The organism is Fructobacillus papyrifericola (genome assembly GCF_018437235.1).
Taxonomy (GTDB): domain Bacteria; phylum Bacillota; class Bacilli; order Lactobacillales; family Lactobacillaceae; genus Fructobacillus; species Fructobacillus papyrifericola.
This window is the reverse complement of sequence record NZ_JAAMFJ010000001.1, coordinates 173,600-197,525: the sequence shown is the minus strand read 5'-3', so window position 1 is coordinate 197,525 and position 23,926 is coordinate 173,600. Positions and strand designations below refer to the sequence as shown.

23 protein-coding genes and 1 pseudogene are annotated in these 23,926 nt (G+C 38.5%); 4 read left to right on the top strand and 20 right to left on the bottom strand.

The window, feature by feature from the left end; genetic code table 11:
- The first annotated feature begins 21 nt into the window (after nt 1-21).
- Together rpsO and rpsT are read left to right on the top strand one after the other, a co-directional pair.
- Nucleotides 22-291 carry a 30S ribosomal protein S15 gene (rpsO, locus tag G6R28_RS00940; protein WP_091501309.1) on the top strand — a complete coding sequence of 90 codons (270 nt, stop codon included), beginning with the start codon at nt 22-24 and terminating at the stop codon, nt 289-291.
- 46 nt (nt 292-337) lie between these two features.
- Nucleotides 338-589 (top strand): 30S ribosomal protein S20, encoded by a 252-nt coding sequence (gene rpsT / locus G6R28_RS00935; protein ID WP_213792373.1) that lies wholly within the window; start codon nt 338-340, stop codon nt 587-589.
- A gap of 57 nt (nt 590-646) precedes the next feature.
- On the opposite strand, the gene G6R28_RS00930 is transcribed toward rpsT, so the two are convergent.
- The 7 genes and pseudogenes from G6R28_RS00930 to G6R28_RS06650 all read right to left on the bottom strand — a co-directional run.
- Nucleotides 647-934, bottom strand: a complete 288-nt coding sequence (locus tag G6R28_RS00930; RefSeq protein ID WP_213792372.1) for a type II toxin-antitoxin system YafQ family toxin — start codon at nt 932-934, stop codon at nt 647-649.
- Nucleotides 918-1,172, bottom strand: a complete 255-nt coding sequence (locus G6R28_RS00925) for a type II toxin-antitoxin system antitoxin, RelB/DinJ family (protein WP_213792371.1) — start codon at nt 1,170-1,172, stop codon at nt 918-920. Before G6R28_RS00925 ends, G6R28_RS00930 begins: the two co-directional genes overlap by 17 nt.
- 122 nt (nt 1,173-1,294) lie before the next feature.
- Nucleotides 1,295-1,957 carry a hypothetical protein gene (locus G6R28_RS00920; RefSeq protein ID WP_213792370.1) on the bottom strand — a complete coding sequence of 221 codons (663 nt, stop codon included), beginning with the start codon at nt 1,955-1,957 and terminating at the stop codon, nt 1,295-1,297.
- A 174-nt stretch (nt 1,958-2,131) separates the two neighbouring features.
- On the bottom strand, nt 2,132-2,554 hold the full coding sequence (locus G6R28_RS00915; RefSeq protein WP_213792369.1) for a GtrA family protein: 423 nt from the start codon (nt 2,552-2,554) through the stop codon (nt 2,132-2,134).
- Between the two features lie 73 nt (nt 2,555-2,627).
- Nucleotides 2,628-4,013: a glycoside hydrolase family 68 protein gene (locus G6R28_RS00910; RefSeq protein WP_213792368.1), complete on the bottom strand. Its 1,386-nt coding sequence runs from the start codon at nt 4,011-4,013 to the stop codon at nt 2,628-2,630.
- A 305-nt stretch (nt 4,014-4,318) separates the two neighbouring features.
- Nucleotides 4,319-5,959 carry a C39 family peptidase gene (locus G6R28_RS00905; protein ID WP_238479210.1) on the bottom strand — a complete coding sequence of 547 codons (1,641 nt, stop codon included), beginning with the start codon at nt 5,957-5,959 and terminating at the stop codon, nt 4,319-4,321.
- A 363-nt stretch (nt 5,960-6,322) separates the two neighbouring features.
- Nucleotides 6,323-6,415 (bottom strand): annotated as a pseudogene (locus tag G6R28_RS06650) (KxYKxGKxW signal peptide domain-containing protein); the annotation flags it as partial.
- Nucleotides 6,416-6,801: 386 nt separating this feature from the next.
- On the opposite strand from G6R28_RS06650, the gene G6R28_RS00900 reads away from it, so the two are divergent.
- Nucleotides 6,802-8,562: a hypothetical protein gene (locus G6R28_RS00900; RefSeq protein WP_213792366.1), complete on the top strand. Its 1,761-nt coding sequence runs from the start codon at nt 6,802-6,804 to the stop codon at nt 8,560-8,562.
- A complete protein-coding gene (locus tag G6R28_RS00895; protein WP_213792365.1) occupies nt 8,559-10,274 on the top strand; it encodes a hypothetical protein in 1,716 nt (571 codons plus the stop codon). The genes G6R28_RS00900 and G6R28_RS00895 overlap by 4 nt, the downstream gene beginning before the upstream one ends.
- Nucleotides 10,275-10,455: 181 nt before the next feature.
- Here the strand turns inward: G6R28_RS00895 and G6R28_RS06600 are convergent, their stop codons facing one another.
- The 13 genes from G6R28_RS06600 to G6R28_RS00830 form a co-directional block, all read right to left on the bottom strand.
- The gene (locus tag G6R28_RS06600) at nt 10,456-10,803 is read right to left on the bottom strand and encodes a hypothetical protein (protein WP_213792364.1); all 348 of its coding nucleotides are present in this window, start codon (nt 10,801-10,803) and stop codon (nt 10,456-10,458) included.
- A gap of 17 nt (nt 10,804-10,820) precedes the next feature.
- Nucleotides 10,821-11,792, bottom strand: a complete 972-nt coding sequence (locus G6R28_RS00885) for a DUF6056 family protein (RefSeq protein WP_213792363.1) — start codon at nt 11,790-11,792, stop codon at nt 10,821-10,823.
- A 53-nt stretch (nt 11,793-11,845) separates the two neighbouring features.
- Nucleotides 11,846-13,741 (bottom strand): DUF6020 family protein, encoded by a 1,896-nt coding sequence (locus G6R28_RS00880; protein WP_238479208.1) that lies wholly within the window; start codon nt 13,739-13,741, stop codon nt 11,846-11,848.
- Nucleotides 13,734-14,678: a glycosyltransferase family 2 protein gene (locus tag G6R28_RS00875; protein ID WP_213792361.1), complete on the bottom strand. Its 945-nt coding sequence runs from the start codon at nt 14,676-14,678 to the stop codon at nt 13,734-13,736. Before G6R28_RS00875 ends, G6R28_RS00880 begins: the two co-directional genes overlap by 8 nt.
- A 15-nt stretch (nt 14,679-14,693) precedes the next feature.
- Nucleotides 14,694-15,596 carry a glycosyltransferase family 2 protein gene (locus tag G6R28_RS00870; RefSeq protein WP_213792360.1) on the bottom strand — a complete coding sequence of 301 codons (903 nt, stop codon included), beginning with the start codon at nt 15,594-15,596 and terminating at the stop codon, nt 14,694-14,696.
- A gap of 25 nt (nt 15,597-15,621) precedes the next feature.
- Complete coding sequence (locus G6R28_RS00865) at nt 15,622-16,563, bottom strand: glycosyltransferase family 2 protein (RefSeq protein WP_213792359.1); 942 nt, start codon at nt 16,561-16,563, stop codon at nt 15,622-15,624.
- A 57-nt stretch (nt 16,564-16,620) separates the two neighbouring features.
- Nucleotides 16,621-17,811, bottom strand: coding sequence for a UDP-galactopyranose mutase (gene glf, locus G6R28_RS00860; RefSeq protein ID WP_213792358.1), 1,191 nt, complete (start codon nt 17,809-17,811; stop codon nt 16,621-16,623).
- Nucleotides 17,811-18,581 carry a DUF4422 domain-containing protein gene (locus G6R28_RS00855; RefSeq protein WP_213792357.1) on the bottom strand — a complete coding sequence of 257 codons (771 nt, stop codon included), beginning with the start codon at nt 18,579-18,581 and terminating at the stop codon, nt 17,811-17,813. Before G6R28_RS00855 ends, glf begins: the two co-directional genes overlap by 1 nt.
- Nucleotides 18,578-19,900, bottom strand: coding sequence for an O-antigen ligase family protein (locus G6R28_RS00850; RefSeq protein WP_238479206.1), 1,323 nt, complete (start codon nt 19,898-19,900; stop codon nt 18,578-18,580). Before G6R28_RS00850 ends, G6R28_RS00855 begins: the two co-directional genes overlap by 4 nt.
- An 81-nt stretch (nt 19,901-19,981) precedes the next feature.
- Nucleotides 19,982-20,605, bottom strand: a complete 624-nt coding sequence (locus tag G6R28_RS00845) for a YveK family protein (protein WP_213792355.1) — start codon at nt 20,603-20,605, stop codon at nt 19,982-19,984.
- Nucleotides 20,606-20,619: 14 nt separating this feature from the next.
- Nucleotides 20,620-21,252, bottom strand: a complete 633-nt coding sequence (locus tag G6R28_RS00840) for a sugar transferase (protein WP_213792354.1) — start codon at nt 21,250-21,252, stop codon at nt 20,620-20,622.
- A 61-nt stretch (nt 21,253-21,313) separates the two neighbouring features.
- The gene (locus tag G6R28_RS00835) at nt 21,314-22,756 is read right to left on the bottom strand and encodes a flippase (RefSeq protein ID WP_213792353.1); all 1,443 of its coding nucleotides are present in this window, start codon (nt 22,754-22,756) and stop codon (nt 21,314-21,316) included.
- Nucleotides 22,757-22,866: 110 nt separating this feature from the next.
- Nucleotides 22,867-23,904 carry an acyltransferase gene (locus G6R28_RS00830; protein ID WP_213792352.1) on the bottom strand — a complete coding sequence of 346 codons (1,038 nt, stop codon included), beginning with the start codon at nt 23,902-23,904 and terminating at the stop codon, nt 22,867-22,869.
- Nucleotides 23,905-23,926: the final 22 nt, after the last annotated feature.

Here is a 23,926-nt window from a genome sequence, read left to right as displayed (position 1 = left end):
TATAGAAAGGTGGAAATGATTATGGCCCTTACACAAGAACGTAAGAACGAAATCATGAAAGAATATGCCCGCCATGAAGGCGATACTGGTTCAGTGGAAGTTCAAGTTGCAGTTTTGACTGCCGACATCAACGAATTGAACGCCCACATGGAAATGCACAAGCATGATTTTCACTCACAACGTGGTCTTTTGAAGAAGATCGGTCGTCGTCGTAACTTGCTCCGTTACCTCCGTGGTACGGATGTTCCTCGTTACCGTGAATTGATCAAGCGCTTAGGTTTGCGTCGTTAAGCTACTGCTTTGCAAAAACCAGCATCAAATTTAAGGAGACAGACATATGCCGATTATTGAATCATCTATTCAACGCGTACGCTTGACTAAGAAGCAACACGATCGCAACGAACCACAGCGTTCCGCTTACCGCACTGCCGTTAAGCGCTTCGTCAAGGCTGCTAAGGCCGGTTCAGACGATACTGCTGAATTGTACAAGCAAGTTTCTTCTGCTATCGATCGCGCCTACTCAAAGGGCTTGATCAAGAAGAACAAGGCTTCACGTCAAAAGTCACGTTTGGCTAAGTACGTAAAGTAATTCAGATTAAATGAATAACCCCCTCACCTAACCAGGTCGAGGGGGTTTTTGTTTGCCTTAAAAAAGATTAGTATGACTACCGGTTTCAATAAACTCGACATAATCACCGTTATAGCGGTACACCAAAACACAATCAGGTTTAATATGCAAGGCCCGGTCTGTTTCACGATTTGTCAACTGGTGGTCTTCATACGATTCAGGAATGGGTAAACCTCGAAGAAGAATTTCGTTAATTCGCTCAAAATCACTTTTCTTATATCGTCCGCCCTTCATCATCTTCCGAAATTGTTTTTTAAAGCCATTAACAGAACGCGCTTGAAACTGATAGTCATTCATCTTCGTCATTGTATAAGTACTCCAAAAAATCTTCAGGATTCTCAAAAGTCACGTAATCACGACTCGCCAAGGCTTTCTTCAACCGTTCATTGGGCTCTTCAACCTGAAAGGGGATCTTCCCAATATCCAAGGTCTTAATGACAAAGTTTTGCATGGCATCCTGAGCCGTCATCCCCAGCCGCTGACAGAGCCGTTCAAAAGAGACTTTATCTCGGCTATCTAACTCAACTTGAATTTCTGCGATCATGGTTTTCTCCTTTTATTTGAATTTTCTACCGTCATCATAGCAGGTTCAAATCCCCGCTACAATAGCACGAATCGATCTTATACAAAAAGGGACCAATCGTCTGATTGGTCCCTTTCTTATCATTAATTAACTAACTTAAAGTTCAATTTTTGAATCGTTGCCCGACCGCCGTTCGCGTTGACGCAAGTCAACACGTCAGCAACCGACGCCCGGTACTGACTCGCATCGTTCTTGCTAAAGGAGAGCGGCTTCTTCTGCGCTTCCGTGTCATTGCTCGTCATCGCATAGCGGTAGTAGGCGGTCGTATTGCCACCACTCGTCGCCGTCACTGCAAAAGTCGGCACGGAATCCGACTGACGGGTCAGCGTAATGCCCTTAGCCGACTGCAAAGCCTTCCAGGAAGCATCACCATTCAGCATGCCATACAGGGCAATCATCCGATAAGCCAAGTCATCACTTGACCGAAAGTCATCTTCAGTCAGTGTATTAGACTGACTACTGCTCGATGACGAACCACTCCCTGCTGACTGACTGCCCTTTGCAGCAGAGGACGAGTCACTAGAACTCGAAGCAGCCCCTGAAGCAGCACTTGCGCTCCCACCATTCTCATTGACAGCGTTATCCTTCCAGGACGTATCCTTCGTTGTTGGCAGCGCCGTACTCGAAGAAGAAGTCTTACTCCGGTCGTTCTGATCGCTCAAATTCTTACTTGCAACCGCCACGGCGCCCGCTCCCAATATCGCCGTTGCGATAATGGTTACCAGTAATTTATTCTGCTTAATCACACTGGTCGATCTCCTAAAAATGGGTATTGATTGGAGACATTACATCCCCGCTCTTTTCACTGCCTATATTATAATTATTTCACTAAGATTGCAATGAGATATCGATAACTTTTTTAAACTTTTCCCAAAATTTCCATAAATAAAAAATGATAACCCGCAGGTTATCATTTCCTCTTATTCGCCTTCCAGCTTCTTAAAAATAAAAAGCTTACTCAAGGCATAGTTCGACACAATCACAAAGATGTTTTGAATCCCGTTCCAGATCAAATCGTTTTGGTGCAAGATCTGCACACCGAAGGCCAGAATCAACCAACCAATCACGCCCGTCACAATTCGGGCCAAGTAGAACTGCCAAATCTCCCGGAAGAGTCCAGCAAAGTCACGAACCTCGGACTTAAACACCCAGATTCGGTTGGTCAAATAGGCAAAGAGCACCGCCAAGAACCAGGAAGCCACATAGGCCAAACTATAATCCCAGTGCATCACCGCCGAAAAGAGCGAATAAGTCACAACGGAAACAACAAAAGTTGCTCCCCCAAAGAAGAGATACAAAATGGTCTCTTCATACTTCTTATACAAATCCATTAAATTCTTCATGATATTCCTCATCAAATTAAGATACATTCAATAGCATACCCGATGAGGGCACAAGAAACAATTAGTTCTTGATTTAATCCGCCAATTTCTGTGCATGGGCAGAAAAATACTTTTTATTGTCCGTTAGGACACCCTGTCCAAGTACCTTATTATTAATCATGGTGGTTTTATCACCGTCAATCTTTAACAAATAACTTGGTGCAAAGGTACTATTCTTTTCAAAGGAAGTGACAACAAAACGATTATTTTTCTTATCACCATTAGGCAGGACTAAATAGGAGTAGGTAAAGCTCTTCGAATTCGTTCCTTCTCCCTGACCAGCGATCACAAGGCCATTGCCATTAAGTGGTTCGTAGGTGCCATTAATCCCATCCTTAGAGCTAAAACCAAGCAGGTATGAGTTCTTCGTAATCTCTTCATTATCAGTCGCCATGTGGAATCCCCAGGTGGAAGTGAAAACATACCACCGGCCATTATGCTTAAACAGATTAATCCGCTCTAGCTCACCATTTGTCGCATTCCCGGTAACCATAGGCTGCATAACCTTTTTAACAGAAAAGTCCTTATTCAACTCGAGTTTTCCAATTGCCCCATTGGCAAAGTATGTTTTTTCATACTCAGAAGAATTTGGATTAGACGTTAAACGCTTTGACTCCTTTTCAAAGTATGAGGAAGAGCCATAATAACTTTTATTCGTAAAGTTGTTCTTTCCTTGGTAATTGTACTTAGGGCCGGTGTTTCCTTCGAATGCAAGGTAATACTTGTCGCCATCACGAACGAAATGTGGATCACGCAGAGTCAAATCATCGCTGAAATACTTACCCTTGCCCTCACCCTGACTAGCAGTCTGATAAATTTCACCGTCACCGGAAAAGACTGTTTTTCGGTCCGTCGTCTTTGTATGGTCGATCGTTAAACCACTTGACCATTTTTTACCATCCATTGGGTTAACCGTAATTTGAGCGGTAGTTAACACCTGGGCCGAAACCCCATTTAAAACATAGGCATTAGCATAAAAGAAGCGCAGCGTATTATCCTTAGGGTTCATCATCACGGTCGAACCCGACCATTCACCACGGCTATTTTGCAAATACTGGTCATAATCTTGGTCAGAAACACCCTCTAGTTTCGAATTAAAGACATAGCCAACAAATTGCCAGGTGCTTAAATCATCTTGCTTCGCATCGTTTTTCTGCATAAACAAGCCCATCTTAGTCGAGGCACCAGAATAACGTCCATTTTTTGCCGTCAAACCAACAACCAAACGATACCCATGGTAATTTGCTAAACCACCCTCAGGGTCTGTCACCGGCCAAGAATCCCAAACATCCATCCGAACCATTTGTTCAGTTGTTGCATCATACACCTTCGCACCTGGAATATCCTTCTGTAGTGATTCATGATCGATAGTTGGGGCTAAGTATTTTTTATTCGTAATTAAATCAGGAATCTTATTCATGCTTGAACGAGTATAGTACCCAATTCTACTCTCTCTTTTATTTGTAATTTTTTGTATTGAAGCAACTGTTCGACTATTAACGGTAAAATCGAAAACAGTCAACAAAATTAGTAGCCCTATCATGAAAAAAATGTACACCATAGCAATCTTTTTTGAATTATTTTTCTATTTTTAAAACTATTCATTCCTTCTTTCCTTTTCCTCAATCACAGCACAATCAATATACTAACAAAACATCACCAACACTCCTACAAAATAAAAAAAGCAACTTTAGAACTATAATCTAAAATTACTTTTTTAATCGACTAAATTACCACAACGTTCATCGAAGCCGGTGCACCATATCCAACAGGCTGAAGGTTGCTATTCAAATACCACCAATCACCTGTTGAAATCCAATAGTTGGCACCACGAGAATACTGTAGTGGGTCAGCTACTAAGAATCCGCCATCACGATATCCGTAAATCAATTGAACGTGGAAATGATCAGCACCACCACCAACTTGGAAATCCCATGGGATATAGGAAATAACAGGATTCCAAGACAACAGTTGGGCAATAATCTGGTTAGGACCAGCTCCCGTAATGTCTTCTGTTTGTACACCGAAAGCATTATTTAACTTTGAAGCCAAGGCTCCAGCCAATACAGTTTGAGTTTCACCTGCCCCACGGCCAAATGGATTACCGTGGAAACCATCATATGGTGAAACACCCCAACCATAACCGATCCGGTTATAGATATCTTGTAAGCTTGGAACGTTCTTCCCCTTAGCGGAAAGGGCCATTTGGAATGAAACCCCTTCACAACCTTCCGGTGCTCCAAGGCTCACCTGGTTCAATGACCAATGTGGAAAATCAATGTTCAGGCCATCTGTGTTCAGACGGCCATCTCCAAAGAAACTAACCCAACGGCCATAGATACTTTGTGACCCAGTTAAGAACCGACCGTCACCACCGGCATAATAAACGCCATCGTTATCGGCTACATAGCGGTTCGTCCGCATGTAATATGAGCCGTCCAAACCAAAGAAATACTGGCCGCCATCAATCCAATAGCGTCCTTGCACTGCACGGCCTTGATCATCCGTATAGTACTTCATTCCCCAGGAATCACGCCAACCAGCATTTTGACGAACACCGTCAATAAACCAGTAGTAAGTACCCATATAGTACTTAAATCCGGTGTAAAGATTTCCATTATCATACCAACGGTATCCACCGTTTTGACTTGATCCATCCCATACATAGCCATTTACTGGACGACTATAATAAGTTCCGTCATTACCGAAATCGTAGACGTGGCCATCGATTACCCGGGTACCTTGCACTGCACGGCCTTGATCATCCGTATAGTACTTCATTCCCCAGGCATCACGCCACCCAGCATTTTGACGGACACCATCAATAAACCAGTAGTAAGTACCCATATAGTACTTAAATCCGGTGTAAAGATTTCCGTTATCATACCAACGGTATCCACCGTTTTGACTTGATCCATCCCATACATAGCCATTTACTGGACGACTATAATAAGTTCCGTCATTACCGAAATCGTAGACGTGGCCATCAATTACCCGGGTACCTTGGACAGCGCGGCCTTGATCGTCAGTATAATACTTCATCCCCCAGGCGTTACGCCAACCGGCGTTTTGCCGAACACCATCGACAAACCAATAATAGGTCCCCATATAATAACGGAAGCCGGTATATAACTGCCCATTTTCATACCAACGATAGCCACCATTATACTGTGATCCATCATAAAGATAACCAGAGCTACGAAGGTAATAAGTGTCATCATCACCAAAGAAAAAGTCTTGGCCGCCAATATTTTGACGCCCTTGTACGGCACGGCCATCATTATCGGTGTAGTAAGTCATTCCCCAAGCCTGACGCCACCCAGCATTTTGACGAACACCATTCACAAACCAATAGTAGGTCCCCATGTAATAACGAAAACCTGTAAACAATTGACCATTTTCAAACCAGTTATAACCACCATTAGCTGTGGATACCTCAGGTGAATATATATAGCCACTCACATGTTGACTAGCAAAATTAGCCAATGCTTGATCACGAGAAGATGTTTGCTTTGTGTCACTCGAATCTACTTGATTTCCCTCTTGATCCGTTTTTGTTGCTGTTGTTTGCTGACTGGTTTCTTGATCTGATTCGGTAGCAGTTGATTCTTGACTGCTTGATTGTGCCGGCTTTGTAGTCGTTTCATCCGACTGCGTAGTTGTATCTTGTACTTCATTTACTGAAACGGCGGATTTTGCTTGTTGATTCGGAGCAGTCTCTTCCGCACTAACCGAAGTCATTCCCGCACCAACAATCGCAGCTGCGGTAAAGACTGTTAAGGCTACCCAATGTTTTCCTGATTTATATAATTTTTTGTGCATCTTCTCTTCCCTTATATATGACGAAAATTACAAAAATAACAAGTACATTATAACACAATTTGTATAATTTAAAATCAGATAAAAAGAAGGGCTTTTATGCCCTTCTTTTCATCTTTTCATAATTAATGATCGTTTTTTTAGCTTTAACTCAAAAATAGTAATCATCTAGAGATTATAATTTTGAAAAATTGAATTTGGATAAGTTAAATCTATTAGTCTATCGAAAAATGTTTTATTTTAGTCATAGAATAGCTCGATGATTTAACATTTTAAAGAGAGCTTTTATAAAGCTTAAAAATGCCTTTGCTTTTTATGTTAAAATTTTCTAGTTAAGTAAATCATTTATACAAAAAATAATTACTCAATATAATAGAAGGTAAAAGTATATGTTTTCCAAAAATAGTACACATCATTTTTTTCAAAGCGAAACACTAAAAGAAGTATATACATTTATAGGAATGCTACTTTTTTCTTTTTTACTTTTAAATGTCTTACTAATTATACCGATTCGATTCAATGGTGATTCGTTCTTTCATCTTTCCCGAATGGAGAGCATACATGGGAACCCTTTAAATTTTTTGTACCCTCAAAATTTTCTATCTCTAGGAAGAATTGGTGGCACCACTAATATTTTCTATCCTGTAGGCGTTCTGAATTTCATTGTAAATCTGATTCCAACTAATATTGGCATACTAGGAACATACCGACTGACGGTCGTCCTAATTCTATATATTAATATTTTAAGTATGTATTCAGTCCTAAGGTACTTTATTAAGGCTCCTCTCCTAAATTCTTTTTTAGCTTCAATTCTTTGGGGTACGCTCATTATTACCTTTGATATAGGAACGATTGGTGGAGAAATACTAGCTAAGATTGCCTTTCCCTTCGTTGCTGTTGGACTTTACTATTTTAAAAAAAGAAATGGATGGATATTACTATCTTTTGGATTGATTCTGTCCATCTCGTCCCACATTCTAACATCTCTTTTCTTAATAGTTTTTACCCTTCTCTATCTTTTAGTTGAATTTATCAAAACTAAAAAGAATAAACTCAACTTTGTAGTAAAAGGAATGAAAGCAGCAATAGCAACAGTATTGGGATCTCAATATATTATTTTCCCTATGGTTATGCTCTATGCAAATAATAAAATCAATACTCCACCTCAAATGGCATCTGCCTTCGTAGATTACCAACTCGTATATCTTTCAGGAATAATTACAGATCCAACCTTCATTGTAATGGCCGTATTCATTATTCTCAGCATTATTTATGAAAAAAAGTACTCCATTGGAATATTATTATTTACTCTTTCGGGCACTACTGCTTTCATCTGGCCCTATATATTCAATCATACAATCCTAAACATCATTCAATTTCCATATCGATTGTTCAATTGGGGTATCTGTCTTGCATTTGTATTTGCCATTATTACATTAAGCAGAATTCAGATTCCAATTCAATGGAAAAAAGTTGTTACTATTTCGCTACTTTTTCTTTGCTTCCTTTTAGGAACCGCAATTCACAAATCATTCTTTTCAAAAGTTAGCAACGATACAGGGTACATTCTTACTATATCTAAAGAAGATGTTATCAAAAGTTTTCAGGAAGGACACGACGGACAGCATTTGGGAGAATATGGTTCATTCACAGGAACGATCTTTAATCAACCAGAAGTTTGGAGTTTGATGAATTATTCAGATTACTCTCCATCAGAAGGCCTAAATGATCCACAAACAAAATTTCTATTTTGGGATCAAAAAGCCAAAAATATTGTAGCGCACCGGTTAACAAAAAATGCAAATGATAACATTCCTACGACTCACTTCAAAACGACCGCATCAGAAATTAGCTTTAGACCGACTAAGTCCATTTCTAAATCAACTATTGAACTTCCAGTTATGGGATATAAAGCCAATAAAGTGAAAGTCTTTATTAATCATTCAGAAATACCATTTACTATTCAAGATGGAAGAATTACTATAGACGCTGCCGTTACTGCAAAAGATACAGTTTATATCAAGCAATTCATTCCTCTTTGGCGGTTGATTCCATTCTTTGTTTCAACATTGACTATAGTAGTATTAATATTCTTGATTCTTAGGAAACACTTATTTGTTAAAAGCCAAACATTCTGGAGTAAATTATGATCAAAAAAAAAGTTCTTAAAGAATCTATACCATTCTTATTTATATTTCTCGCTTCTCTATTAATTTTGAATACCTTTATCTTGCTTCCCATTAAGTTACCTTGGGATGCTTATTATCATCTATCTAGAGTAAATAACTTATCTAGTGGACTCTTGCAATTTCTCTATCCTCAAAACTTTTTAACAAATAGCAGGATTGGGTCGATAACAAATGTATTCTATCCTTCCGTCAACATGCAATTAATTGTTAATTTAATTCCAAAAATAAGTACTAATCCACTTTTTATTTATAAAGCATTTATTATTTTAGAATTCTTCTTCAGCGCAGTAATCGCTTATATCATCTTACATTTTAAAATCAAGAGCTCCATCTTAATTGCGACACCATTATCAATTTTATGGGCAACTTTTCTCCTTACTACCGTTCAAGGTGGAGATGCACTAGGATTGATGGCAATTCCTGCCTTCGCGTATGGGTTAGAAAATCTTACAAAAAATAAAGGGTATGTTTTTGTAAGTATTGGTTTAATCTTGAGCTTCTATGGTCACCTAATTACTTCGATACTCACTATAGGAACTTTGCTCGGATTTTACTTAATTTCACTAATGAGTGATAGCGATAGATTGCGCGTAACTATAAATATAGTGAAATCCGGAATTATCAGTTCATTGGGAGCAGCTGTTATCCTTGTTCCTATCACAGTTATTTCCTTCTCCAATAAAATTCATACGCCAGAGGCGTCTGTTCAAACATTTAAAACCTGGATACAATCCCTAGATTTCTTCTCAAGTCCAACACTGATTACGATTGCTCTTGTAATTGCAGCTGGTATCTCTATATCAAAACAAATAAGTCGGGGACAAATAATCGCATTATTCATTGCAATAGCAGGTACTAGCGCAACCTGTTGGACAAATTTCGCCAGTTCAACTCCTTTGTTAATTATTCAGATGCCTGTTAGAATTTTTTATTATGGTTTATTTTTACTTCTTTTCTTTACCATGATAAATATGTCTCAAACTAAACTTTCAAAGAATGCCATCAGAGTACTATGCTTTTCCGTTATTCCCGCAATACTAGTTGTGATGTTTACCATTCATGATAACCTTTCTCCTTCCATCGATAATGAGGGGCATTTAGAAGTTTCTACAAGTCAAGACATTAAAGATTATGTTTCAGAAGAAAAGGATGGCTATGACATCATGAGCTTAAAAGCATTTTCCTATTCAACCGCGCGGAATGATTCATTTTGGCAGTTAATGAATTATTCTGACTATGCACCTAAAAGCGCCTTAGCTAATTCAAATTCTTCTATGTTGCTCTCAGACAAAAAAGGAAGACAAATTGCTAAACATTTAATTGTCACTTCTACCGGTCAAAACATTAAAACGATAAAATTCAAAGCTAGCCCAGATACAATCTCCTTCTATTCAACTGAGAAAATTGCGAAAGAAGATTTAAAGCTCCCTATCCTCGGTTACAATGGAACTGTCATTACAGTAATGATTAATAATAAAAAAATTAATCATTCTATTAAGGATGGGCAAATTCATATTCATCAAAAGCTTTCATTAGACGATAAAGTAACAGTTAAGCAATCTATTCCAGCCTGGGAAATCATTCCTTTCATAATTTCCGTGCTAACTTGGCTTTTTCTATTATTAAATAATAATTGGTTCAAAACATATCTTTCAAAGAAAATCAAATACTAAATACAAAAGAATCGATTTGATATGAGCAGCAAAATTAGGACATGTCATTGAGCTTGCTTTAGGATGAGCGCCGTTGTTCCATCGGTGTTCGTCCTTTTATTTTCCTTTTAAATAGTAAAGCCCCGAAATTTGGTTAATCCAAATTTCGGGGCTCATATCAATTAATTAAATTCTTTTATAATTACTCGTCAAGCAAAATTCCTTTAAGGTGAAAATGAATATTATAACCAGCAGTAGGAAAAATAAATGCATCTTTTGCTGAAATTTCTTCTAATTGATAGCCCACAGAAAATTTAGTCTTCGGATAATAACTAAGTCGATCAACATACACAACATCTTGAGATCCCCTCTCCTTGTCTAATACTGCATAACGTTCTCTTACAGCGTTATTAAAGTAATGAGCATCAACTGCTCCCCTACCGACTCTATAAATCCCACCAGCCGCTAATAAAAGCGAAAAAATCAGCACACCAGTTGCAGATATCCGGCTGGTCTCCCAATCTAGTTGGCTTAAAATAATAAATAACAAATTTAACAGTGCAATAATTAAAAATATTGTACCACCAAAAAAAGAGCGACCGCATCTTGCCCGATTGGTGCAAGAGAAAGAGCATAAATAGTACTAAAGCCGCCGATTAACCAAATAGCGGGAAGTATAAATTCTTTCACCCCGTATTTATAAATTACATACAAGGAAAGGACAAACAGAACAATTATTAATAGTAAGTAATGATGGTAAAGTGATTTTGTTACTAAAATAAATCCAGATTTAAAATGGGAAAAAATACTTTGCTTCAACCACCAAGTTGGCATTTGACTAGCAGTACGAATGCTATTTCCGGGTGCTAATACCAAAAAGAAATATCCAACCAGATAAGAAAAAAGATTAATAAATTGCCAAATATTGAATGTTAACTTCTTTAAGAAAAATCCAGTAAACATAAATAGAAGAACAATCAAAATCCCTCCACCAGAAGTGTTTTCACTCGACCAACCAGCGATTACAGAAAGTACCGGTAAAATATACAAAGTTCTTTTAATACTTCTACCTTGATACCACTGATAATATGGAAAAATAAATAAAAGAATTATAAATGTTGTAAATAAATAATTTCCAACACCAGCCCGCCAGAACATTGTTTGTCCCACTACGGGTGCAAAGAACATAGTGGAAAGAAATACTAACCATAAATGTCCAGCCTTGACTTCAGTTTCCTTTCTAGAAAACGAATACATAATAACTAGCAACAAAATTGACACTATCGAAATTACGACAGAAATAATGATTTGATTATTACTTACTAACAATCGCCACAGAGTCTGTCCAACTGCACGTCCATTCCAGCTAAAATAATCACCAACAGCCTGTTGATACAGAGTGCTGAAGGTTTGATGCGAACTAAGATATAAATCATCATCAAATAACGGGGTATCTAAATTGAAAGTAAAAAAATAACAAAAAATACAACTTAATGAAATGATATAAAAAAATCCATTTTTTCTAATTTTATCAGACATATATTTCCTTTTCTCTATCTAGTAAAAAAAGGACTTCTGCCCTTTTTACTAGTTTATAAAACAAATTTATCCTTTAAATTTTTACTACTAATCATAGCCAAAATCATATAGAGAAGTGGCATGACGTACATCGCAGGTAACATATAACGCTCATAACCATTAACCGGTGAAAGTAATGGCACCATCGTTAAGAGAAAAATTGGTAAAATTGCGATTACAAGGTAACTTTTCTTATAAATTGCGTATACGATGCTAAACAAAACGCACCATAATGTAAATGCTGGTTGCAATATTGTTCGAATAAATGGCAACTTAAACAAAATGTTTGGCCAGGTAATGTATTTTCTTGACTTTTCTGAAGTCCAATTATGGACCTGTCCGAACCAACTTGGTTGAAGGAATTTATTGTTAAGCATATAGCCGTTTCCATACATAATTCCACGTGAACTTGGATCATTATCAGCAAGCGGATTCAAAAATTGGCTGTTAGCTTGGAAGAATGTAATAATATAAATCTTTGGATGAACAAAGAATTCCTTTATCCAAAGTACTTCATAATCCTTCGTTTCTTTCTTAATTTGCTTATTAGCTGTCTTCTTAAATCGTCCCGACTGTAATTCTTTTATTTCTTCATTTCCCCTTAAGAATGAATTAACGGGAAAAAGTGACTTCAAATTATCGGCTTGATCAACATTGTAGTACTGTTTAACTTTATCAAGTGGGGTAATTCGATCAATTGTTTCTAAGTCTTTCTTATTTAGGGATTTTTTATCATGGATTACAACAGAAGATAATTGCCGCATAGGTATCGTAATCGTTTCTCCAGTTGAACCAGCGACAACATTCATCGCTGGTAATGCAACTTTCATCCAACTAAGATAAGTAATAACAAATACAATCAAAACGATTGATGCATTTTTAGCAAACGCTTTAGCTTGTTTTGACTTAAGTAGAACAAGAACTATCAATGACAAAAATACAATATAAGCTCCGTCATTACGAAATGCACTCATCAATATTGAAGAAATGATCAACTGAAAATATTCAAAATAACCTTTATCGACATAGTCATTCAACACAATTTTAAGGAATGACAGCACAAACCATGCTGTAAACGCAATGAATAGTGGCGTTTTTTCAATCGTTACTTGCCAAAAAGCGACAAAAGGAGAAACATAAAACAAATAAGTAACAACAGCAGGTATTTTTCCCACCTTATTTCCAATATATTGAACGATTTTTCCATATATTAATGCTGCTACCAGTACTTGCACCAATACAATTGTAAACAATCCCATATTAGTTCCACCAACGAAACGTCCGATAGAAAACAGGAAGCCAAAAATCAAAGTAGATGCCCATGGATGATGACTAGTCGGATAGTATGTAAAATTGAGATAACTAATATGAGTGTGAAAATATTCTACAAACTGACGATAGCCATCCCATGAAACCATTCCGGGAAAAAGCGGAAAAATTTGAATAAACCAAATAATAACGATGCTAATAACAATATAACTATATTTTATATCAAATCGCTGTATATTAATGCGCTCGCAAGCATTTGATAACAACAAGAATAAATGGCTAAACAAATAAGCCATTCCAACCATTGCAACCAAGGTCACTAAAATATTAATTTTACCAGTTAGATTAGCATTTGCATTCTGATTAACAGATAGAGTAAGCACATAAACAAGGGAAGCAACACTACCTAATACCAAAAATAAAACATTTTTTCGTTCGAAAATAGTATTACGTAATCGCTTTTGATAAACCAAGATCAGAATAAATACAATTGCCATCAACAAACTGTCATTAGCTGATTGCGATAATCTGTTCATTAGCTGCTCATAATTACTCCCAGCTAATTCCTTAGTATAGGAAATACTCAGAGCAAGAAAAGCAAAAAAAAGGCCAACTACATTTAATCGCTTTTTACTAACCATTTTTTTTCTTATCCTCACACTCAATTAATTTCAATTCAAAATTTCTCTTATTGCTTGTCTCGATTGCATCCAAAATGGAACCTGAGAAAAAAGTAATAAAGGCAAGCACCAACAAAATCATCGAAACAATAAGTGAAGGGAAATTAGGAACAGTATTGGTTGCCGGATATGGTAAGAGAACTCTACCAACAAATAAGATCATCGATACTAAGAAAAAGATTAATGAAAAAATTGAATAGAAAGCAAATGGGTGATAACCACGATAAAGATTAATAACAGTTTTAATTACTCGAAATCCATCTCCATAAGTATCTAACTTTGATTCTGAGCCTTCTGGCCGATCACGGTAGCTAATCACCTGGTTTTCAACTAACATGCGATATTCAGTGGCATGAATTGACATCTCCGTTTCAATTTCAAAGCCTCGGGAAAGAACTGGAAATGTCTTAACAAAACGATATGAAAAAGCTCTATATCCGGTTAGAATATCACGAATATTTGTTTTGAATAATGTATTGATTAACTTTCGTACAAGAGTATTTCCAACATTGTGAAATGGACGCTTATTTTCTTCAAAGTACGTAGATGAAAGACGGTCGCCAACAACCATATCTACATCTTTATCTACGATTTTTTGATACATGTCTGGAATGGCCTCAACCGGATAAGTATCATCCGCATCAATCATAATGTAAGCTTCAGCGTCGATTTCTCGGAACATTCGACGAATAACAGCACCTTTACCTTGTGCGTATTCATGACGAACGACCGCTCCAGCCTTTTGAGCCAACGCTACCGTATTATCCTTTGAATTATTATCATAAACATAGATAACAGAACCAGGGATTGCAGAAACAACTTCTTTTACGTCTTTAACTACTTTTTCAATTGTCTGCTCTTCATTGTATGCTGGAATTAAAATTGCTAATTTATCCATTATAGTAATCTCCATCTATTTGCTTTCTTTTTTGTTTGCGAATTCAATTACTGGGTTGAAAGTCTTCCCTGCCTTCATTCCCTTCTTCATCACCGCTAACTTTTCTGCCTTGCGGTCAGTCTTCGAGAGCTTGATTTGCCAATACTCCGCAAGAGTACGCAAACGAGCACGGTTCTTACGGTACCAGTCACGCTTACGGACATAGTAGCCCTTGTTACGGTAAGAATAATAATAACGTGGTGTCCGGTTAGGTCCATCGTTCAATAGGCTCGATCCGACATTTGTTCCCATTTTGTGCGTTACTTTAGCTGATGGTACGAAGTAACCGGGTGCAACACGACCAGCACGTTCCGTATACTCGATGTCATCACCCCAAATGAAAAAGTCTGTGATTGGCAAACCAATTTGAGCAACAATTTCTCTTTTTACTAGAAGTGAAACGAATGTTGCATTTTGCAATTGCACAGGCTCGACCTGATCTTCAGGAATAACGTGTAAACGGTTCATTGGTGCTGGCTGATTCATCTTTGCTCGATGACCGTCTGTCCAACGAACATCTGATGCTAAGAATCCAAAATCCTTCTTTTCATTGGCAAAAGTTAACAAGTTTTGCAAGGTGTCTGGATGAACCATTGTGTCATCATCCATCAACCATACGAATTCGTCATCCGTATGCTCCATGAAGTAACGAACGCCTTTGTTAAACCCTCCGGCTCCTCCAAGGTTTTCTTCCAATCGAACGTATTCGATTTGGTCACCTAGTGATTCCAAGTATTCCTTCGTATCATTTTCACTAGCGTTGTCTACAACAATTATGTGACTAACCGGCACAATTTGATTTTGAAGGGCTTGAATGGCTTCTTTAAGCATTTCAAGTCGATTGTATGTTACAAGAACTGCAGACACTGTTTGATTCATTTATCTTCTCCAAAATGTGAATATGTTATTTAGTTTCTTTAGCTATATAAATAGGGCGCCTCTTCGTTTCCATGAATATTGCGGCTAAGTAACGACCAATAACACCCAAAGAAAGCATCTGAATACCGCCAATAAACAGTATTATTGTAACCATTGATGGCCAACCAGCTACTGACGAGTTAGAAATTAATGCACGAATAACAATAAAGACTCCTCCGATAATAGAAATACCGAAAGATAAAATCCCTAAATAAGTCACAATCGTCAATGGCATTGTTGAAAAGGATACGATGCCTTCAATAGCATATTTAGTCAAGGACCAAAATGACCATGATGTATTTCCGGCAACACGTTCACGATTTTCAAATGGAATGTATTTTGTCCTAAACCCAACCCAAGTAAAGATTCCCTTTGAAAAACGTTGATTTTCTGACATGGACAAAATAGCATTAACCATTTGACGAGTCATTACACGATAGTCACGAGCTCCATCAACTAAATGAGTCTGAGAAATCTTGTTCATCCACTTATAGAATTGTGCAGAGAACCATGAACGAACCTTGGCTTCACCCTTACGATCAACCCGTCGTGTTCCAACAGCATCATACTCCCCTGACTGAACTTCCTTTAACATTTTAGGAAGCAATTCAGGTGGATCTTGCAAATCAACATCCATTACGGCAACATAGTCCCCGGTTGCCTGTTCAAGACCAGCGTACAAACCGGCTTCCTTACCAAAATTACGCGAAAAGGAAACATAGTGAACATGAGAATCCTTATCGCGTAATTTACGCAAAATTGAGAGAGTAGAATCAGTCGAACCATCATCGATAAAATGAAAATCAATTTCAGCATTGACCTGATTTTTGACATCTTGCATGGCTTGATAAAAAAGATCAATCGTATCTTCTTCATTATGAACTGGAACTACTAATGATAAAACCTCAGGGTTCTTTTCCGTTGGCATAAACTTCTCTCCCTATAAATCTATGTACGGGCTCATCAAAGCCCTTTTTATTATATCCTACTTCACTTCATCATGTGCAAAGTTGAAGTCATCATCAATACCGAATTCTTGACGGACAGTATTCAAGGCGTCGTTGAAGACCTGGTCCATGTCGAAGTAACGGTACTTACCCAAACGGCCACCAAACATCACTTCTGGGGCGTTTTCACGAGCTTCTTGGACGTACTTCTTGTACAATTCCGTGTTCTTCTCGTTGTTAACTGGGTAGTAAGCTTCCTTTGTGCGGTCCCAATCTTGTGGGTACTCACGCGTGATGATGGTCTTCCCTTCGTCAGCCAAACCATCGAAGTGACGCCATTCCATTTGACGGGTGAATGGTGTTTCGGCATCCGTGTAATTGACAACGGCGTTTCCTTGGTAGTTGTCGGAATCAATCGTTTCGGATTCAAAACGCAATGAACGGTATTCCAGTTCACCGTGCTTGTAATCAAAGAACTGGTCAATCATTCCCGTGTACAAAACCTTAGGGAATTCAGCCAAGAAGTCATCCTTGTGCTCGAAGAAGTCCGTGTTCGTCATGACATCAATCAAGCCATCGGCACGTTCAACCATGTGTTCGAAGATTTGCGTGTAGCCGCCAACAGGAATTCCTTGGTAACGGTGGTTAAAGTAGTTGTTGTCGTAGATGAAACGAACGGGCAAACGCTTAATGATGAAGGCAGGCAGTTCCGTTGCCTTGCGACCCCACTGCTTTTCCGTGTAACCCTTGATCAAGGCCTTGTAGATGTCCGTACCAATCAATGAAATGGCTTGTTCTTCCAAGTTACGTGGCTGACGGTCACCCAATTCCTTCAAAGCGGCAGCCTTTTGTTCTTCAATTTTGGCCTTGGCCTCGTCAGGGGTCTTCGTTCCCCACATTTGGTAGAAGGTGTTCATGTTGAATGGCAAGTTAAAGAGCTTACCGTTGTAGTTGGCAATCACTTGGTTTTGGAAACCGTTAAATTCAGCGAACTGACGAACGTAATCCCAAACCATCTTGTTGTCCGTGTGGAAGATGTGGGCCCCGAAATCGTGAACCGTGATCCCGTTTTCCACGTGGGTGTGGGTGTTTCCACCGATGAAGGCCCGCTTTTCGACAACCAATGAACGCTTACCGCGCTTAGCGGCTTCGTATGCAAAAGTCATACCGAATGGTCCGGCACCAACAATCAAGTAATCATAATTTTTTGTGTTAAATTTATTAGCCATTAGAAATGTACCTTTTTCTTTGAATTTGGGAAGAACTTACGCTTCAGGAACTGAGTCCCCTTATCAAGCCAATTTGTCTTCTCCAGCGAAACAACCGGCGCTTCCGTATAGGAATAACCACGGGTCATCAGCCAAGTGTCCATCAGACGTTCAGATAGAAAACCAAAGACCCGCAAATCCTGTCCTTCGAGTGTGGATAAATCAACCCGCTCTTCGACTTTATCCAAGACCCCGAATAGGAAAGTTGCGTAGTCGTTAAAGACCGCCTTCTTCATCACAAACATGTTGAAGAGATGGGCTTTCGTGGACTTTTCCATCTTCTGAAAAGCGGGATAGAAATCTGGAAAATCCGTCTTAATCACGTTTTCCATTACGAAGTATGGTTCGTTTGCATGAGCGTGCAAATAGTGATTCCGTTGGTTTTCGATGAAATAATTGCGAGCCTTGGGCAAAATGACATCATGGTCTCGCAGTAGATATTCCATCTGTGCCTTCGTTAAACGGTCGCGTGTATCGTGTGACTTTTTAGAACCAAGGAAACGCCGGTAGTGCATCAGACCAATCACATTTGAATTGGCATGCTTCCAGGCCCAGTAGATGGCTGTCAGCTCATTATAGTTGGGATTCTTTCCCGAAATATTATCCCCTTGATCATCACGAAGATAATTTTCAGGCACCTCATCTCTGAGTGTTGAACCAACCATAATTGGCTGATAGCAACCATCATCCGGAATATCATATTTTTTATGTGTGGCAACGTAAACGGTCATGGTTGGAGCTCCTGTTCAAGACGCATGATGTGTTTGCGATAAAAGAAAAACATGAGTAAGTAAGGCCATAAGAAGACCTGAATAACAAAGATGGAAGAGAAGGCTGCAAGAATAATCATGGTGATAAAAGCAATCATCATCGCTTGGTTCCATCTCTTAGAGTCATCACTGAGATGAGACATCTGTACACGGTACTTTACCAGATAACTTCTTGCAACCAATCGGCAGAGCAGCCAAATAGCAGGAATCATAATGACGAGGCCAAAGGATGCAAACCAACCGAGCAAGTCCGAAAGGTTCGGATAGCCAAACTGTGAATAGACGTGTTGAAATTCAAAGTTATGGGTTGTTGATTCGGGGACGTTTTTAATGATGAAGTAGGACGTGAAACCATAGCCGACACCGAAAATTGGATGGGTCAAGAAGGTTAACAATAATCCAATCGTTCCACCTAATCGGTTATCTGTCCCCCCTTTTGCAAAAAGGAATTGGTTCAACAAATTATGAATTACTCCTACCTTAAAGTAAGCAAACACAATCATTAAAATTCCGAATGCCGCAAGGAAAATGAGTGACCAACGGCCCTTTCCTTTCGACCAAAAAATCCATAAAAGATAGGCAATACAGGCAGTTAAAATCCCTGTAGTCGTCTTTGCTAGTAACAATACTCCGAATATACTGATAGCGAAAACAGAATTCAAGAAGATGTCACTACTAGTCCTTCTAGTATGACCCCAAATTTTGGATTTTGCGGCCGTTAAACCAATCAAAAGAGGAAGGTAAGCAACACCAACCAAATTAGCTAAAAAGGCTGCTTCAGGTTCAAATCCATTCACTCGGTGCTCACTAGTTACGTATGAGCCATTTCGATAAAAGTCATAATTGGGGCCATGCATCTGCCAATGTCGTTCAAATAATTTGGCAAGATGATTAACATATGAATTCAGATGACCGATGTTTAAGGTTACAAAAATTTGTGGAAGGATAACAACTACTAAGTAAATACCTAAAGCTACTAATCCTGATTTTATAAATTGGCGTTCGTCTCGTTCGCTATTAATACTCAATTGAATTGTTGCCCAAGCAACATATACAGTAAGCGTCCAAGTAAATAAAATAATACCCGAATGAATAATTCCCATTGTTAAAATGGTTTCACCAGTTATGCTGTATGACACGAGCATTGAACCAATCTGCATTACCCAGAAAAAGCCAGTCAATGTCAATGCCGCTTTTGAAGGCAAAATTGACTTTAACCGGCTAGGATAACGAAATAATTGAACAAGAATAAAAATAACAAATAACGGAAAAGCAATCATCGCACTTGTTTCTGCTACCGAGTTACTATAGTTCTTTGAAAAGAATGTAATTGGAAGAAGAAAGTTTACCATATTGCTAAATTATCCTTGTTTCTTTGCTAATAGATAATTACGACGAATTCCAGTTAATAGAATGATAAACATCGAAACAACCATACCGGCAATTGCTCCAAATACGGTCAACTTCTTGGTTGATTTCATTCCTGAGCGTGTAACATCTGATCCTGAAGCTTTCGCCAAGAGTTCAGGCGCTTGCATATCAGGGTAGAGCTTCGGAGCTTGAGTAGAAAAGACATCAGCATAAACATTTGCTAAAGTCTTAGCTTTATAAGGTGTAGACCCCATTGCCTTAAATGATAACATCAATGTGTCTGATGGGCTATCAATTGTAATGGCAGAAATAATTTCTTGCTTAGTTAATTTATAAGGTAATTCATTCTGTACTTCTGAAACAATTGAATCATCTTGTCCAAGTTTCTGATAAGTCGCTAGAAGAGACTTATCAGCTGAAAACCTCGAATTAGGATCCTTAACACCTGTATTGTTCTTAGCCACCAAAACTAAGCGAGTTGCCGAATAATTGGTAATCGTTTTTGCTGATTTGGCATAAGTTAAGCCTGCTGCTGCAAAAACAACCATTGCTAATACAATCGTCCAACTATACTTCCAAAAACGTTTCATTAAATCCATAAACGTAAATTCCATTTCTATCTCCAAACCTAAAAGGCGCCATCACCCTTAAATATTGCAATAACCGTCAAAAACATAATTTTAAAATCAAGCCATAAATTGGCTTCATCAACATAACCCAGTTCAATCTGAGCCCGTTCGGGATACCCTATGTTTGATCGTCCCGAAGCTTGCCACAAGCCAAAGACGCCGGGCTTAACTGATAGGAACTTGTTAATCCGTTCCTGATCGCCGTATTCAACCAACTCTTTTTCAACAACTGGCCTTGGACCAATGATGGACATGTTACCGATCAATGTATTCCAAAATTGTGGTAGTTCATCTAGAGAAGTCTTTCGAAGAATTGCCCCGATTTTCGTAATCCGTGGATCTTCAGCGGTTGGTAACTTGTAACCGTTGGCAACGAACTTATCGTATAAATCCTTATTAGATCTCAAAATATCATCAGCATTATCGACCATTGATTGGAATTTATAGATTTTAAAATGTTTTCCGCCCTGACCGACACGGTCTTGACTGTAGAAGACATGTGACGTCCCCTCTGACAAACGAATCCAGAGTGCGATTATAAGAAAAATTGGTGAGAAAACCACCAAGGCAACGATGGACACCACAATATCTAATAAACGTTTGGGAAGACGATAGAACAAGAGCTTTTTCACTGCCCCATCCTCCATAATTTATTATTTGTTCACAACCGCTAATTATACCAGAAAGCAATGCTTAGCGGAAGGAAGTGCGTTTTAAGAGCTGTTTAAGAATTGGTGCTCGGAGTAATAACAACACGATGCCATAAACAATCAGGCCAATTACAGCTTCAATGGCCGTCGAAACAAAACCAATCCCGTGGCTATCAACATAAACAGTCACAGCACCATACATAACTAATGCCGCGAGTATGTACCGCCAAATTCCATGGAAGTGTGCGTGGACAGTCATGTCTCGACGCGTAACAACTAGTTGATAGCCAATAACGGCCAGCTCAGAAAGTGCAGTTGCAATGGCCGCTCCTTCCACTCCCCAAAGGTAAATGAAGAAAAAATTCAGGAAAATATTTAGGACGGCACCAAAAGTGACCGACCAAGTATAATCATTTAATCGTTTTGTTGGAATCAAGAACTGGTTACCAATGACATTCGACCATCCAATGAATACAATAATGGGTGTCAAGAGGACCAATGCCGTTCCGACCTCACCCCAGGACTTCCCCAGAAACCACAGCATGGCCGTCGGGCCGACGGCTGCTATTCCTGCAGCCAAGGGAATGGCGATTGCAGAAACGAAGTCCATTGATGAGTGAATGGCTTTTTTCATCTGGGCATGCTCCCCGGCTGCGAAATGAGCTGACATTCGAGGAAGCATCACCATGCCAACCGAGGTAACCAAGGCCAGACAAACCTTAATGATTTTATCGGCATTATCGTAAATACCAGATGAAGCGGTCGATCCAGTGATAAAGGGTAGCATCGTCTTATTCAACTGGAGATAAATCTGGGTGGCAATCGTTGGTAAAAACATCAAAAAAACTGGTTTCCAATGGACATTTAACTCCAAAGAAGAGAGCTTGGGTAACTTAAACTTACCAATGAGGTAAAACCACATCGAAAGATTACCCACCACCTGTGAGATCGCAAGAAGCAAAATATAGGCGCCAACATCTCCAGGTTTCTTTACTAACCAGAAGATTAAAGCCGTCATCAATAACTTGATCAGCATGTTCCGCAGAACGGTCTTTTTGAAGTCTTCCAATCCCATGAAGTACCAGGAAATATCAAAGATTCCTGAGAAGATTACCCAAATTTGATACCACAAGAAGAGTTCGTTTTGGTGAATACGAGTGTTAACTGCCCCACCACCATAAATAAAGGCAATGTATAGGATAATGGCAACCAGTCCCGCAAAGAAGTGAATTGTTTGAATTTCCCAGAACTTCTTTTGCCGGAGGGCTTCATCCTCATGTACGTAGGCAATTTCTCGTGAACCATAAGTAACAATCCCAAGTGAAGCAATTAAAAGGAAATACGTCACTAATGAATTAGTCCAGGAAGCAATTCCAACCCCTTCTTTTCCAAGAACACGAGCCAGATATGGCAAGGTAATAATAGGAACAATAATGTTTAACAGCTGATAGGCCGCATTATATAAATAGTTTTTAGCAACTTGCATAAATCGGAATCCATTTCATTTTGCTTATCCCTACTATTCTACAATATATAGTATTAACATTTCTTTAAGTATTTAGTAAAAAAAAGCGCACAACTAGTACGCTTCTCGATCTATACAGCTCTTCTTAAGAACGGAATTTTTTTAATTAAAATCGTGATTAAGATGGAGCATCCCCATACTACAAAAGGCACGATTATCATATGTTTAATAGAATTTACTGCGATTAAATGATAGCGATCAATATGATCAATCATGAAATAATGAATCACATAAACGCCTAGTGATGCACTCGCCATTTCCCTAATAATTCTCTGAACTTTTTCGCTCGGCTGCCAATCATTAAATTTATCTTTAAAAGCATAAAAGATAGTGGTTGACCAAGCTAATCCAAACACACCCCAAATACTGTACACGTTACTCTGATATTGGCCACGAACATGTGATAAATGAATGGTTAACACTACCATGCATATTACGGAAAATATTCCAAATATGTATAAATATTTTTTGTACTTTCCAATCGAAAAATGTTGTAGATACCAGCCAACTGAAAAGATACCAATTGATCCTGCACTGCCAATGCTTAATGCACTTTCAAAAGCAAGAGCTGGTTGTTGACGCAGCTGATAATAATATCCAATTAAGGCAACAATAATTACGTTTAGTAAAATAAGATATTCTATTGTTCTTTTATTATCAACATTAAAAATTCTCGTTAACACAGGCGCTGATAAATAAAAGCCAATAATAACGTAAAAAAACCAAAAAATTGGTTGAACATTTCCGTGTAAGAATTTATCAATGAAAATATTATAGGTATTTAACTTTAATAACGAGTAGTGCCAATCATAGTGATTAAAATATAAAAACCACACAATCGACCACATTAAAAATGGCACCGCAATCCGTTTCAGTCGTTTCCTAAAAAAGACTGACGTAGTTTCTCGAGTTCGATAATCTAAAATATTCGCACCAGAAATCATAAAGAATATCGGAACAGCAAAAATAAATAGGACTTGTAGAGTTACAGCCAAATCCCAATGCCAACCAGCTGCATTCGAAAATGCAAAACTAGATGAATGCAACATTACAACCGCAAACGTTGATAAGATATTCAATAGATCCATATAGTAATAGCGACGTTTCATACTGTTTTCTCCATCAATTAAA

What these genes read in the sequence shown, in the direction of transcription:
- rpsO (WP_091501309.1), top strand. Translation starts at nt 22, where the DNA reads ATGGCCCTTACACAAGAACGTAAGAACGAAATCATGAAAGAATATGCC.
- rpsT (WP_213792373.1), top strand. Translation starts at nt 338, where the DNA reads ATGCCGATTATTGAATCATCTATTCAACGCGTACGCTTGACTAAGAAG.
- G6R28_RS00930 (WP_213792372.1), bottom strand. Translation starts at nt 934, where the DNA reads ATGACGAAGATGAATGACTATCAGTTTCAAGCGCGTTCTGTTAATGGC.
- G6R28_RS00925 (WP_213792371.1), bottom strand. Translation starts at nt 1,172, where the DNA reads ATGATCGCAGAAATTCAAGTTGAGTTAGATAGCCGAGATAAAGTCTCT.
- G6R28_RS00915 (WP_213792369.1), bottom strand. Translation starts at nt 2,554, where the DNA reads ATGAAGAATTTAATGGATTTGTATAAGAAGTATGAAGAGACCATTTTG.
- G6R28_RS00910 (WP_213792368.1), bottom strand. Translation starts at nt 4,013, where the DNA reads ATGAATAAGATTCCTGATTTAATTACGAATAAAAAATACTTAGCCCCA.
- G6R28_RS00905 (WP_238479210.1), bottom strand. Translation starts at nt 5,959, where the DNA reads ATGGGGACCTACTATTGGTTTGTGAATGGTGTTCGTCAAAATGCTGGG.
- G6R28_RS00900 (WP_213792366.1), top strand. Translation starts at nt 6,802, where the DNA reads ATGTTTTCCAAAAATAGTACACATCATTTTTTTCAAAGCGAAACACTA.
- G6R28_RS00895 (WP_213792365.1), top strand. Translation starts at nt 8,559, where the DNA reads ATGATCAAAAAAAAAGTTCTTAAAGAATCTATACCATTCTTATTTATA.
- G6R28_RS00885 (WP_213792363.1), bottom strand. Translation starts at nt 11,792, where the DNA reads ATGTCTGATAAAATTAGAAAAAATGGATTTTTTTATATCATTTCATTA.
- G6R28_RS00880 (WP_238479208.1), bottom strand. Translation starts at nt 13,741, where the DNA reads ATGGTTAGTAAAAAGCGATTAAATGTAGTTGGCCTTTTTTTTGCTTTT.
- G6R28_RS00875 (WP_213792361.1), bottom strand. Translation starts at nt 14,678, where the DNA reads ATGGATAAATTAGCAATTTTAATTCCAGCATACAATGAAGAGCAGACA.
- G6R28_RS00870 (WP_213792360.1), bottom strand. Translation starts at nt 15,596, where the DNA reads ATGAATCAAACAGTGTCTGCAGTTCTTGTAACATACAATCGACTTGAA.
- G6R28_RS00865 (WP_213792359.1), bottom strand. Translation starts at nt 16,563, where the DNA reads ATGCCAACGGAAAAGAACCCTGAGGTTTTATCATTAGTAGTTCCAGTT.
- glf (WP_213792358.1), bottom strand. Translation starts at nt 17,811, where the DNA reads ATGGCTAATAAATTTAACACAAAAAATTATGATTACTTGATTGTTGGT.
- G6R28_RS00855 (WP_213792357.1), bottom strand. Translation starts at nt 18,581, where the DNA reads ATGACCGTTTACGTTGCCACACATAAAAAATATGATATTCCGGATGAT.
- G6R28_RS00850 (WP_238479206.1), bottom strand. Translation starts at nt 19,900, where the DNA reads ATGATTGCTTTTCCGTTATTTGTTATTTTTATTCTTGTTCAATTATTT.
- G6R28_RS00845 (WP_213792355.1), bottom strand. Translation starts at nt 20,605, where the DNA reads ATGGAATTTACGTTTATGGATTTAATGAAACGTTTTTGGAAGTATAGT.
- G6R28_RS00835 (WP_213792353.1), bottom strand. Translation starts at nt 22,756, where the DNA reads ATGCAAGTTGCTAAAAACTATTTATATAATGCGGCCTATCAGCTGTTA.
- G6R28_RS00830 (WP_213792352.1), bottom strand. Translation starts at nt 23,904, where the DNA reads ATGAAACGTCGCTATTACTATATGGATCTATTGAATATCTTATCAACG.